Raw genomic sequence first — 13933 nt, 5'->3', positions numbered from 1 at the left:
CTTACAAATTAGTTATCTTCATTTATTTCAATATTTAAAGGTATTAAAATAAATTTATTTAAAAGTGCAAGGGCAACAATAAGGGTAATAAATTCTGATATTGCCAAAACATACCATATATTATCTCCACCTGAGAATTTTTCATACAAAAACATAACCATACTTATATTTATAGGAGTTCTAAGTAGAGAGATTATAGTTGCAATTTTTCCCTTTCCAAGAGAGGCAAAAAGAGTAACCATTAAAATATTGGCACCAAGAAACAAAAAGGCTAAGGCGTATTTCTTCAGAGCCTTGTCCGCCAAGTTTAAAAGTTCAACATCATCACTTAAAAATATAAGTGATAAATCTCTGGAGAAAAAGTAACATACAAGTATTAGAATTATTGCGATGCTTGTAACAAATATCAAACCTCTTTTAAGAGATTTTTTTATGTAAGAGTAATAAGCTCTGCCATAATCATATGCAAATAAAGGAGCAAGCCCCTGACTGATTCCAGACATTGTAGATTGACCAAAGGTTGATATATAAGATAAAACTGTATAAACAATTACACCCCTTTGACCAAAATTTCTTAAAAGAACATTATTAAAAAGAAAAACAGTATAACCCATTGAAAGTTCAGAAATGGAATCACCAAAACCTAGGGGTATTATTTTTTTTAATTTTGAAAAATCAAGTTTTTTAGAAAATCTCAACCTACCTTTTTTTAAAATAAAATGAGAAAGCATAAGAACAGTTGAAACAATTTGACTCATTCCCGTAGCTAGACCAGCTCCAAAAACTCCCATTTTAAAAGGAACAATAAATAGATAATCTAAAAAAATATTAGATATAGCAGCTACAACCACAGAAGCAACCGCAAGTTGGGGATATCCATCCACCTTTACAAGAACTTCTAATTGATATGTAACCATAAAAAACACGCCAAATACAAGTATTATTCCCAAATATTCTAAAATAAAATTGTGAGTCAAATTATTAGCACCTAATATGGTTGAAATGGGAATTAAAAATATTTTAAGCAATATGGATACAATAATACCAACAATTACAAGACTAATAAGACCAGTTGAAAATACTGTATTTGCAATATCAAATTCCTTTTTGCCCAGCTCATAACCAACTATTGCCTGAGTTCCTATAGAGAAAAGAATACCCAGGGCAAAAAGCAGAGTAACCAGGGGCATAGAAATATTTACGGCTGAAAATTGTATTTCTCCCACATAATTAGCCACAAAAAAACCGTCAACCATTGTATATAGGGAATAGACCCATAAAGACAAAATTGACGAAATTGTAAACTTAAAAAAACGTTTCATGATTAACCCCATATATAGTATATTACATTAATATTATAGCATAGGTAATTTTTAATTGAAATAGAGGGATTTGTTAATAATAAAAAGATATATTAGTTTGGGAAAATATGAACTTTTAAAATATCCATAATTAAAAGAATAAAGATAATATTTTTAAAGAATTTACTTTGATCATCTCCTATATATGTATTAAAAAGTGTAGTTTTGTTGTATAATATATGTGTATAAGCATTTTTATGAATAAATTAGAAATAAAAAATTTTTCATTGAAAAAATATAGGAAGGAGTAAAAATATAATGAAAAATTATTTGAAGAGGACAACGACATTTTTCTTAGCATTACTAATGCTATTGTCAGTCCCACTACAAGCATTTGCTGAGGTGACACAAGGAGCGGCTCCTCCTAAAGAGGAAAAGAAGATAAATTACGACAAAACTCCTATACGCAAGGGAGACTACGTAAACAAAGTAGACAAACTCCCCGTAGTACCTGCAAAACCAGGAGAAGGACAAACGGCTGAGGAATTTATTAAAAATCCAGACCAGCCGGCTATTTATACCCTAAGGACAGACTACAAGGTCCAAAGAGGTGAGGAGTATCAGGTTGACTACCAACCTTATATTTCCAGTGTAGGTGCAGCAGCAACTCAAACAGAAAAAGACAAGGTCAACAAGACTATAGACCTACCTGACATTGCAGGTTATGACAAACTACAAGATAATTTTACAATTAATTACGATACAATTGTGAAAAAGGCAAAAGCAGGCACTGAATCTAAAGACGCCAATAATGGCGATAGGTACAATGCCAAGCAAGAGTTTGACTACAAAGCTAGAAGCAATAGCATTAAAATCAAACACGTTTTCCAAGACCTAGAAGACTTTACTAAATACACAAATCCAGATGGAAGCGTTGGAGAAACTGGAGAGCTTATTACCACTCAAAACGGAAATACTGGTTCTACCATGGAAGTAAGTCCATTGGACAAAAATGATCCGAGAGTAAAAGGCTTTGTTCCGGAAGCTGACTCTATAACAATGCAAGTTCCAGAAAATGCTGAAAACTTCATCTTGGAATACCGCTACAACCGTGCCCACTACGATGTAGTTTACGATACTGCAGGTGGAACAGAGCTTCCAGCTCGTACCCTTTACTATGGACAAGCCATTCCTAAAATTGCTGATGAATCTATTCCAAAAAAAGTCGGCGGTGACTTTTTAGGATGGAAACCATCTGTAGAATTGAAAACAAAGGATGGAAAAACATTTAAGGCCAATGAAATAATTGCAGTCGGAACCGGCGGTGCTATCAAAGATCTTAATGCCAATTTAATTATGCCTGCAAGTAATATTACTTTCACCGCTGTGTGGAAGGACAAGGAAAAGGCAGACTACGCAGTACAATTCTGGGCAGAAAAGGCAGACCACTCCGATGGTGCTTCTCTAGCTGATAAGTACGACTATATAGGTACTCGTGTCTATAAAGACAAAGACACAGGCATGAGACCGGACCTGGATAATGAACCTGTAAAAGACATAGTCTTTCCTGACCTAGACCAAGCTCGTCTAAACAAGATATGGGCAGGCAAAAGATTTAATCGTGGCAGAGATCCTTATCTAAACAAGTTCTATGTTTACAACCAAGTCCTAACTCATGACCAAAACAAAGACCCTGCAAATGTAAACTTAGTTAAGTCTGTGGATGCAACAGGTAAGACTGTCTACAACATCTACTACGACAGACAAGTCTACGACCTATACTTTACTAAGTCCAATGCACAACCTGCTGAAAATACCTTCTACCCTGAAATTTGGGGCTACGACAAAGCAAAGGGGGAATCGGTCATGCTAGGCGGACCTGGTAAGCCTTACCACTACAAGGCGAGATTCAACGAGCTTATGTATGAGTGGCCAAACGATGCTAAGCAAACCAAGGGCTTTACCCCTGGCTATCAATCCTTTGGCTGGGGACCAAACTATACTACGCCAAATTGGCCTCTTTATTTAGACACACCACCATACAGGCTAAATGCCGAAGAATTCCTAGACATGGCAAACTACACCAAATGGGGCGGCTATGTGAAAAAGATAGATAAGGGTGATGGAACAAGCATCGATTTGGATAGATTCGATTTTAAAACCCTTTCTTTCGGCATAAAACAAGATAAACCTTCTATCCCCCATCACATGGACTTTTGGATGGATGGCTTTAAGAATGGCGAAACCATCATACGTTACGACCTTGTAAGAACTAAGGCAGATACCGATAGCCTGACCTATGGCCACAAGTACCCTGAAGTTCTAGGATTTACACCTTATGACTATAATCCTAGAGCTGCATGGCCGTTTATCGAAGAGGGTCAACAGGAAAATGGCCGTGTGAACGGAGATGAAATTGACACTCTAAACGACGAACGTGAAGAAATCACACCTAACAATAGTGGGTCATACTATAACAACCAAGGGATCAGATTACCTATAGGTCAGCTGGACTTTATATCGGTCTTCTTTAGCGATTCCGATGAATTTGGCGACGTAAAGGAAGGCGGTCAAGAATTTAAAGAAAATGGCTACCTACGCTTTAAATATCATCGTAACAAGTACCAACTAAGGTTTAACTTCGACCCATCAATTATTAGGGATGATAGTTATTTTAATTCTAAAAATCAATTAGATACCTTCTACCAATTCCCTCTAAAGGTTTTAAGCCCTGACTTAGTGCCTGATGGTACTGAAAGAAAAGATAGAGAATATTTCAAAGAAGACCCTAAAAACTTTATAGATAATCCGGAAAACTTACAAAAATTAGGCCTTACAGACCTAGTGTTTACTGATCCAAAAGATGGCAAGTTAAAAGTTAAGCGTCCAGATAACTTATCAGACCAAATGGTCTTCAAGGGCTGGGCACTAGACCCTGCCGGCACTAAGCTTATCTGGGAGAACCCGGGCGAAAAGATGCCTTCTCACCCAGTAAACCTTTACGCTAAGTGGGGCGAACCAGACTACAAGTGGAAGGTTACATTCGACCCGAACGGTGGATCTTTAAGAAATATTAAAGAAGAGAACTTAACTACAAGCCGCAAAAAGTTACAAGAAGGCGATATAGGTCAAGAAGAAATAAATACCTATGCGAAAAAAGAAGAGAGTGTTGGCGACAAGCAAGTCTTTACCGTTATTCAAAGGCAAAAACTTGTAGAACCTAAGAAGCCTACAAGAAAAGGCTACGACTTTATGGGTTGGGAAGTAATTCGTTATAAAAAGGATAATAAAGGCGACTATACAGACCAAATAGATACTTCCTATAGAGATACCTATAAAGTTCCTGAACTTTATAGCTTTGGTAATGACGTAGTAGCTCCAGTTTATCTAAAGGCAATTTGGGTTCCAAACAACAGGGTAGATGTAAAGGTAGAGCACCACTTTTTAAGCTTGGATTTGAGCAAAGAAACAAAAGCACCGGTTAAAAAAACTTTAGCTGATAAGCGTGCAAACTACCTTGTTGCTACAACAGGTGACCAACAAGACGATGAATATATCTTGGCAACACATGAAGAGCTTACAGAAAAATTAACCGGCGACTTAAAGACTCTATATGATGAATATAATAAAAGAGTAAAGGCTAATAACACCTTCTTCCAACAATTCCGCGTAGAACCTGAAAAGAAATTAAATCCAGAAACCAACCAAGTAGAAGCTAATCCTGATGTAAAAAACAATGTCTTCCACTTCTTCTACAGACCATTTAGGACTCGTGACTACAAGGTTAACTATATAGATGAAAGATTTAAAGACGATCCAGAAAAAGGAAAGATTATTGACCAAGAATTAGTTACAAATGGTAACCGTCACTATGATGCAAGAAACTATAGGAGAATCCCAGGTTGGGTATTGGTAGGAGATCCACAACAACAACTTTTCTTCGATGTAGATGAAGATACTAATGCATTTAAAGGCATCAATGGCACAGGTAAAGATGAAATAACCTTCTATTATAAAGACGTAAGAGTAATTGAAATAAAAGACCCTAATGAAGCAGTTCCAGATGGTTATGTAAGAGTAACTTTTAAGGCAGACAAAGGCGGATCCTTTGGTAAGGACGCTCAAGGTAAAGATATTACAGAACTTAATTACGATGTAATAAAGGGACTTAAGTCCGACCTACTTCCAGTTCCAAAAGAGTTAGAAGAAGGCAAAACAAAAGAAGAAGGCAAGTACTATATCACTCCAGAAACTGGAAGGAAATTTATTAAGTGGGATGAAAAACCATTATTAAACAAAAATACAATCATTGAGAACGATGCAAAAGACTTCTATGTATTTACTGCGAAGTTTGAATGGTCAGGCTTAACAGCATCTGGTCTAGTAAGAACAGAAGCCTTTAAAGATAAAAATGGCAAGTGGACAAATGACTTTGCTCCTACTATTGATCAATTAAAGAAACAATTAGTCTGGAGAGAAAAAGATGAGGTTAAAGATCTTCCAGCAGGAACTGAAATAAAATTATATGACGAAGCTGGCAATGAATTAACAACAGACGAGCAAGTTTATGAATTAGTAAATGAAAAGAACAAAGCTGACAAGGACGAACTTGTTCGCACAGTAAATATCAAGGCTAAAGTTACTTTCAAAGATGGCAAAGAGCCACAAGAGCTTGATATACCAATTACAGTTTACAAAAACGTCTACGAAGCCCTTAACAAGGAAGGCGACAAACCACTATTCTTAAAAGAAGCTGAAGGAAAAGAAGCAAAAGACGGCGGACTAAAAGACGTAACTGGCGATTATGTAAAAGTTACAGTTCAACCTACTGAAAAGAATACAAATAAAGATGCTAAGGTTTATTATGTTAATCCTAAAGCTTGGGTTAATATTCCTGAAGTAGCATGGTCTGAAGCTGACAAGGATAAGACTGACTTCTTAAAGTGGACAGCAGATAAAAAAGATCAAAACGAAAATAAAGAAGAGAATGGTGTATTTGACTTTAGTAAACGTCATAAGTTTACTGAAAATACAGTAATTTCGCCAGGATTTTCTAAAGATGTAGTTCCTCAAGAGGGACAAGACAAGCCAAAAGTTCCTGATAATTTTGTAAAAGTTATTGTAGACAAGACAACAAATGCTAAACTTGGAACTGAAGAAAAACAAATACAAACATTCTGGGTTAATCCTACTAAGGAAGTTACTATTCCAGTAACAAATCCCACAGGAAAAACTGACCAAGAAGTAGATATACCAAAACTTGGCAAGAAGAAAGTCAACTATGTATTTAACGAATGGCAAAAAGTTAAAGCTGGCGAAGCTGATGATAAATTAACAGAAGTAAAACCAGCAGCTAAAATTGATTTATCTAAGAACCAATATACAGACAAGGTAACAGTAATCAAAGCTGCTTACTATGAAAGATTTGCAGCTACACCAATTGTTAAGCCTATAAAAACAGAAGAGCTTCATACACCTGAAGGTAAAGAAATTACTGATAAAGATTTAATCAAAAAGATTACGCCTCCAGCGAATAAAGAAATTGAATCAATAACAGTAGTTGAAAAACCAGACCCATCAAAACCAGGCAAACAAGAAGCAAAAGTAACCATTAAATACACAGACGGATCAACTCAAGGAACAAAGGACAATCCAGTCGTAATTCCAGTTGAAGTTCACAAAAACATAATTCCAGAAGCACCTGGCGGACAAAAGCCAAAAGACGCTTTAGAAAATTATGTAAAAGTAATCTTCAAAGCAGGCGAAGGTGGAACAGTATCAGGAGATTTAGTTTACTATGTATCACCAGAAGTAGAAGTCGACATGACACAATCAGCTACTAAGATTACAAAAACTCCAGATACTGGATATATTGTAAATGGAGAAAAGTGGAATAACAAAGATAATAAAACTTTAAAGGGAACATTCACTGATTCAGAAACAGAATTTGTATTTACTTTTAATAAGTCAAAAGATGTAGTAGAAAAAATTGATGAAAAAACAAAAAAACCAGATGGATATGTGACAGTTATCTTTAGAGCTGATGATCATGGTAAGCTTGAAGGTGATAAAGTAGAAAAAACTTACTATGTAAATCCAAATGCAGGCATCAAGCTTGTTGAATTAGAGGATGGAGAAGTAGCAAGCGAAAAAGAACTTGCAGTTCCAACTACTATTCCTAATAAAGATTATGGATTTGCTTATTGGTCTGAATCTTTAGACTTAACCAATACAATTACAGGTGATAGAGAATATGTTGCCCACTTCACAAAGGGTCAAGTTACCTTGACTTATGATGCAGGTGGTGCTACAGGAAGTGTACCTGACCCAGAATCTACAAAAATTGGTGGAAGAATAAATCTTTCTTCTCCAAGTGGACTAAGTAATGGAAACAAGAACTTTATAGGTTGGATGGTTGATGGAAGATTATACCAAGTAGGAAGTCAATTGACATTAACAAAAAATAAGACAGCTGTGGCTAAATGGACAGAAGACATATATCCAGCAGATGAAAATGGAAATAAGACAGAAGAAACACCAGAAAATTATGTTAAGGTTACTCTTGTTCCAACAGAAAAGGCCATAGATTCTGCTAATAAGATTTATTATGTAAATCCAGATAAATACCTTACAATACCAGCAGAAGACCCTACAGTAAAAAATGATTATAAAGAAAAGGGATATAGTTTCTCACATTGGGATAAACCTTTATTTGGACAATTCACAAAAGATACAACAATTACTGCTAGATATAAAATATCATCAAGTCCAATCACACCGTTAGAACCTTACGCAGGAATTGTTGAAACTAGGGTTGGAATTCAACCTAAGGAAAAGGACTATAAGGATAAAATCACTCCTCCTAAGGGAAAGACAATTGAAAGTGTTGAAATAATTAAAAAACCAGACGTAAGTAAAGAGGGAGTAAGCAGTGCTAAGGTTAATGTAAATTACACTGATGGATCTTCTAGCCTAGTTGACGTTACGGTTGTGGTTTATGGAAAGATACCAGAAAAACCTGACTATCCATCTTATCCAGATAGACCTGATTATCCATCTTATCCAGGCAGACCTATACCAATGTATCCTGAAGTAAGGTATGAAACTATAATTAAAGAAAAGATTGTTAAGGTTCCTGTACCTGTTACTGACGGCTACTTTAAAGAAGTAAGATACATGCAAGGTTTTAATGGTTACTTCAGACCTAATGATGGACTTACTCGTGCTGAGGCTGCACAAATTCTTGCTAACGCTCTTGTTGAGGACGGCTACAAATACAATCCTAACTTCAAGATTTCTTACAAGGACGTTGGAGAGGCTTGGTACACTAGGGCTGTTAAGATTGTAACTGAAGCAAAAGTATTTACTGGTTATGATGATGGCAACTTTAAACCACAAGCTAAGATCACAAGGAACGAATGGATTGCAACTCTTAAGAGGTTCCAAGAACTTGGAAGTGCTAGTGGTAACAACATGAAGTTAAGAGATGGCCACTGGGCTAAGGCTGAAATCCAAGCTGCTTTCAATGAAGGTTGGCTAAAGATTTACACTGATGGACTTGCAACTTATAAGGGAGATGAATTTATCCCAAGACAAGAAGTTGCGGCTGTATCTAACAAGGCCTTTAAGCGAATTGTCGACAAGACTTACATTGGCAAGAACAACTTGAGTCTTGTAACTTACAAGGATGTTAATACATCTATGTGGGCATACGAAGATATACTTTGTGCAAGTAACACTTTCTTAGATAGAAAAGATCGTTACATTGCTCACTGGGTTAAGGAAGACAAGAATCAATTTAATATTGACACTAGTGATTTTAAGATTGTTCAAAAGAACTTTCAAAGAAATCCTAGATAGATAGAGAAGGCTTAAGGGGATCTTAATTAGGGATTTATTTCCTTAAAACTTAATCGGCATGAAGGTATTAACCTTTGTGCCGATTTTTTTAGGATCTATGTAAAATATTGGGGAGGCTCGTTAGATCGAGTCTCTCTTTTCGTTTAAAAATCAATACTTAGACGTTAATATAATAACAAAAGTAAAATAAAGGAAATACTACTAAAAATAAAGATAGCAAACAAAACCCCTAGGAGTTTTGCGGAAATTTCCTAATTTTCTATCACTACTTACAAGCAAACATAATTCTTTTTCTAAACAAATTGAAATTTTTCATACCAAAATAATTTCTCTTTAAGGTCTTTATCTTAGTATGAGTACCTTCTAAAGAACCATTAGACCAAGAGTAATCAAATGAATTACATATCTCATCAAACCAATTTTTAAATGCTGTTATACAAGATTTTAATTCTTTTAAATTTGATTCTTCAGCTCTTATTATCCATTAGCGTGGCATCTAAGTATTCTTGCATAATAAAGTCTTGGTGTTGTTTAAGAATAAACATCTCATATAATCTTTTTATTGTTGGATGTTGACTTTCAAGATTCTAGTAGTTTGAAAGGTCTTCAAAAGCCATAGGCTTTGAAACTGCATCAATGTCTGTCATAAAGTTTGAGATTAGAATTTCTTTTCCCATGAAATTGCCACGATTTTGATTCTATAGTGACTTTCTTTTAAACTTTGAAGATAAAGGGCAGTGTTTTCATTCATTTAAGAGCACCAGGAAGTGCAGACGAGGTTGTTACAAATGATACATTGACTGTTTAGAAAAAGTTTTAAATTATATAGTAAAATAATATTAGCATCAAAAATATTTAGGTTTAGGTATATAAAAAGGGCTATGAGAATTTATACTCATAGCCCTTTATCTTGCCACCTAAAGGCTCTCCAAATCAGTTTTTCTAAAACACCTAATTCAATGAGCCTTAGCGGGACTTTAATTTTAAATTATCTAATAACTGAAAATAAAAGTTTAGAAGCTTCTTTTGCAGAATCTTTGATATCTTCACTTACATCTTTAGATTCTTTTTTATCTTCTTCTTTTTTTACATCTTTATCATTTGCTGGAGCTTTATCTTCTTTTTTAGCTTCTTCTACTGATTTTTTAGCTTCTTCAAGTGCCTTTTTTTCTTCAGCCTTTATAAGTTCATCAAGTTTAGAATCTTCAACATTATATAAATCAACAGTACTAAAGAAATCTTCTTTTTGATATTTAACCTTATAGCCTAAAGATTCAGCTACAAATCTTACAGGTAAATAAGTTTTGTTTTCAATTATTGTTGCAGGAGTATCAAGCTTAACTTCTTTGCCATTAACAGTTGCAACATTTTTTCCTATAGTTAATTTGATTTCATTTTTGTCAGATTTTAAAGTAACTTCTTTTTTAGCTTTGTCATAAGAAACTTTAGTGCCTAAGCTTTCAAATAAAGATCTGCAAGGAATCATTGTTCTGTTATTAACGATTTTAGCTTGGTCAGGTGTATCAAGAACTTTGCCATTAACTCTTATAATAACAAAACTTTCCATGTCTGAACCCATTATAGACATTAAATCTTTTTGTGTTAATTTCTTAACGTCTGTAGGAATAATAACCTTGGCATTTTCATCTTTTTCAGTAACTGCTTTCATATCTAGAGTAAATTTAAATGAATTTTCTACATTAACAGTTATTTTTGAATTTTGTGTAACTTTGTTGTCTTCAAAAGTTGTAGTTTGATTGATGCTAGAACCTTTTAAAATATTTTTAATTTCAGCGAAAGTTTTATTTAAATCTTCTTTTTTATAAGAATCTTTAAATTTAGAAATTTCATCTTTATTGATAAGTTCGTTTGGCATTTGAGCCTTTTCAAGCATTGGCATTAATTTTTCAACAACTTTATCCCAATTAGATACTGAAAGTTCAATAGCCTTAGAAAGGTCGGCTAAAATATCATCAATATTTGCTTTATAAGTGTAAGTATTTCCTTTTACTTGAATATCAGTGCTTGGTTTGAAGTTTGGAAGTGCAGTTTTATAAAGATCTATTAAATCTGCCTTGAATTCTTCAGAATCAAAATATTTTATTGAATTTTGGTTTTGACCATAAGAACTTGGAAGTTCAATATAGTTTTCCTTGATATCTTTAGCAAATTCAGGACTTAAAGATGTGAATAAATCTTTAGAGAAGATAACTCTATCATTATCAACAAAGATATCAAAAGATAAACTATCTTTTACGTTTTTAAGTTCTTCAGCTTTTGCACCCAATTTTGTCATTTGAGCTTTAAAGTCTTTAAGATTAGCTGTTACAGTAACTTTAGCTTTTTCTTGACCTTCGCTTTGTCCCTTAAGGCTAGCAGGTAATTTGAAAGTTACTTTTTGACCATTTTCAGGGTTAGTAACTTCAAAATTATAAGTGAGTTCAGCATTTACATTTGAACCTTTCCAGCTTGATACTTTTTTACTAGCATCTAAATAAGCTGTAGTATTTGGTGTACAAGCAACTAATGACATAAGCATTGCTAGTACTAGAAATATACTAATTAATTTCTTTTTCATATAGATCCTCCTAATTCATATATTATAAGCTAATTTTAACTTATATCCGTACAAAATACAATAAATTAATCAGTAAGTAAATATTAAGTTTTTATTAAGAACCAGAAAAAATGAAAATAATATTTGCAAAAATTAAGAATTAAAATTTAATTTATTTTGGTCAAGTTTTCCATTTTTTGCAGCATCTTCTAAAATTAGTACAGCACGGGCTGCAGAATTTAAAGAATCAATGTTTACCCTATAAGTACCAAATTGGTCTTTACCTTTTATAAATATGCCAATTTTTTTCTTAGCAGTAGCACATGATTTAATTGATTCATAGGGAAAATAATAATCACCTAAGACAATCCCATCATCATAATAGCCAACAACTGTCGCATACTTATCTCTTCCATTTTTAAAAGAACCTTTAGCAAGAATAGTATAAACATTAGTTTGTCCATCTTCTTTTATTGGGAAATTTCCAAATTGTAGGTTCATTATATAAAATATAAATAGGAATATAAGCACATAAGGGCTGGCTAAATTTTGGAAGAGCTTATCTTTTGGGAAAAATAGCATTGCAGAAAAATAAATATTTACAAAAATAATTATCAAAGAGTAAAGAATCATATTAGTGTAATATGTAGCTTTTCTAATTTTTAATCCCGGAAGACTTAAAATTTTTTTATAAGATGAAAAAATACTTATGATTGTTGATAAAAATAAGTAATTTATCATGACCCACATAAACAGATATAAAACTCCGCCTTCTCCTACAATATTGGTATTATAAAAAAGCTCCAGTCCCAAGGGTATGAGAGCTGAAATAAACATAATTAATAAAGTTTTTGATTTTGGCAAAATTATCCCTCCATAAAAAAATTATATCATTTATAATATTATTAAAAAAGAGGTCTTATATGAATTTTAAAACTTATGGAAATATAACAAATGAGAAAATTTTACTACTCGCACCAGTTCTTCCTAAGGATCAAGAACTTACAAATATTTTAAAGCCCTTAAATGATTATTATTTAATAATTCCAGATTTAGCTAGCAGAGATGAAGATTTTATTTCATTTCAAAGAGATGTAGATAGCATTTATAAATATTGTAGAGATGAGAATATAAAAAATTTTAAATATATATGTTCTTTTTCATATTGCTCAAACATTGCTATTTATATGCTAGAAAGAAATTTAGTAAAGGTGGAAAAAGCTGTATTAGAGGGAGTTATAAATATAAATATTAATTTTATTTTTAAAAAAATATTAAAAATGAAATTTTCAAATTATAGGAAAAAAATTGAAAAAGATGAGCATACAATTGAAAAGATAAATAATCTTTATCCCAATATGTATAAAGAGATAAAGGAACTTGCAGAAAATATAAATGACAAAAGTTTAGACAACTTTTTAAGCGAAGTTTCTAATTTTAAATTTAGTAAAATAAAAAATACAAGTCTTTTATTTATATATGGGAAAAAAGATTCATCTTTAAAAAATATTGAAAAATTAAAAAAGAAATACCTTCAAGCAGACTTTTTGAGCCTGGAAGGTATTGAACATGGAAATATAATTTTTAAAGATTCAAAAACTTATTTTAATCTTCTCAAAAGTTAGGTCTATCAAATTGACCTAAGTGGTATTTTTCAACAATTGCAATAATTTTTTCTGCGTAATGATTATCTGTAGCATAACCTGCATCTTGAAGATATTGAGAAGCTTCTCTAAAATCACGAGCTTCTTTAACTTTTTTGTATCTTTTGCTTTGACTTATAAGTTTACCATAATGGTTGAATGAGTCGCTTTTTGAAAGATATTTTTTAAAAGCCTCATTTACAGAAGTTGTCTGTCCATTTATAACTTCATTTGTTTTTAAAACTACAGAATCTTCATTAGACCTTGCCTTGATTCCAAAATAATTATTATATTCAAGCGATAACAAACTCCTGCCATAATCACTTTCTAAGGCTGATTGTGCCAAGACAACTGAAGTGAAAAGTCCAAACCTATCGGCTGTTGATTGGGCAAGTTCAAGAGTTTCATCGAGATATTCTTTTTTGTAGTCACTAAAATTATTAGGACTTTTAAAAGTTAGGAAGAATAAGGCAAAAAGCACACATATTATAAGTGGAAAAAATAGTAAGCATCCACAACCTTTTCTGATCATAAAAAACCTCTCTTTTATTTTATTATAGCATAGCTTATTA

Annotated in this window: 7 protein-coding genes; 2 read left to right on the top strand and 5 right to left on the bottom strand. The window is 33.0% G+C overall.

What is annotated here, in order from left to right; all coding sequences use genetic code 11:
* Positions 1-8: 8 nt before the first annotated feature.
* Entirely contained in the window at positions 9-1322 is a 1314-nt protein-coding gene (locus F594_RS0100275; protein WP_019034141.1) for an MATE family efflux transporter, read from the bottom strand.
* Between the two features lie 297 nt (positions 1323-1619).
* Here F594_RS0100275 and F594_RS0100270 point away from each other — a divergent pair, with 297 nt between their 5' ends.
* Positions 1620-9161 (top strand): S-layer homology domain-containing protein, encoded by a 7542-nt coding sequence (locus F594_RS0100270; protein ID WP_019034140.1) that lies wholly within the window; start codon positions 1620-1622, stop codon positions 9159-9161.
* Between the two features lie 265 nt (positions 9162-9426).
* Here the strand turns inward: F594_RS0100270 and F594_RS10010 are convergent, their stop codons facing one another.
* The 3 genes from F594_RS10010 to F594_RS0100255 form a co-directional block, all read right to left on the bottom strand.
* Positions 9427-9597, bottom strand: coding sequence for a transposase (locus tag F594_RS10010; protein ID WP_407675533.1), 171 nt, complete (start codon positions 9595-9597; stop codon positions 9427-9429).
* 552 nt (positions 9598-10149) lie between these two features.
* Entirely contained in the window at positions 10150-11739 is a 1590-nt protein-coding gene (locus F594_RS0100260) for a copper amine oxidase N-terminal domain-containing protein (RefSeq protein WP_019034138.1), read from the bottom strand.
* A gap of 132 nt (positions 11740-11871) precedes the next feature.
* The gene (locus tag F594_RS0100255) at positions 11872-12582 is read right to left on the bottom strand and encodes a hypothetical protein (protein WP_019034137.1); all 711 of its coding nucleotides are present in this window, start codon (positions 12580-12582) and stop codon (positions 11872-11874) included.
* Positions 12583-12641: 59 nt separating this feature from the next.
* On the opposite strand from F594_RS0100255, the gene F594_RS0100250 reads away from it, so the two are divergent.
* Complete coding sequence (locus F594_RS0100250; RefSeq protein ID WP_019034136.1) at positions 12642-13343, top strand: hypothetical protein; 702 nt, start codon at positions 12642-12644, stop codon at positions 13341-13343.
* On the opposite strand, the gene F594_RS0100245 is transcribed toward F594_RS0100250, so the two are convergent.
* Complete coding sequence (locus tag F594_RS0100245; RefSeq protein WP_004826235.1) at positions 13333-13893, bottom strand: glycoside hydrolase family 73 protein; 561 nt, start codon at positions 13891-13893, stop codon at positions 13333-13335. The genes F594_RS0100250 and F594_RS0100245 overlap by 11 nt on opposite strands.
* Positions 13894-13933: the final 40 nt, after the last annotated feature.

Source organism: Peptoniphilus lacrimalis DSM 7455 (assembly GCF_000378725.1).
GTDB lineage: Bacteria > Bacillota > Clostridia > Tissierellales > Peptoniphilaceae > Peptoniphilus_A > Peptoniphilus_A lacrimalis.
Note: the sequence above shows the minus strand (reverse complement) of the source record. Positions and strands in the feature narration are given on the sequence as shown.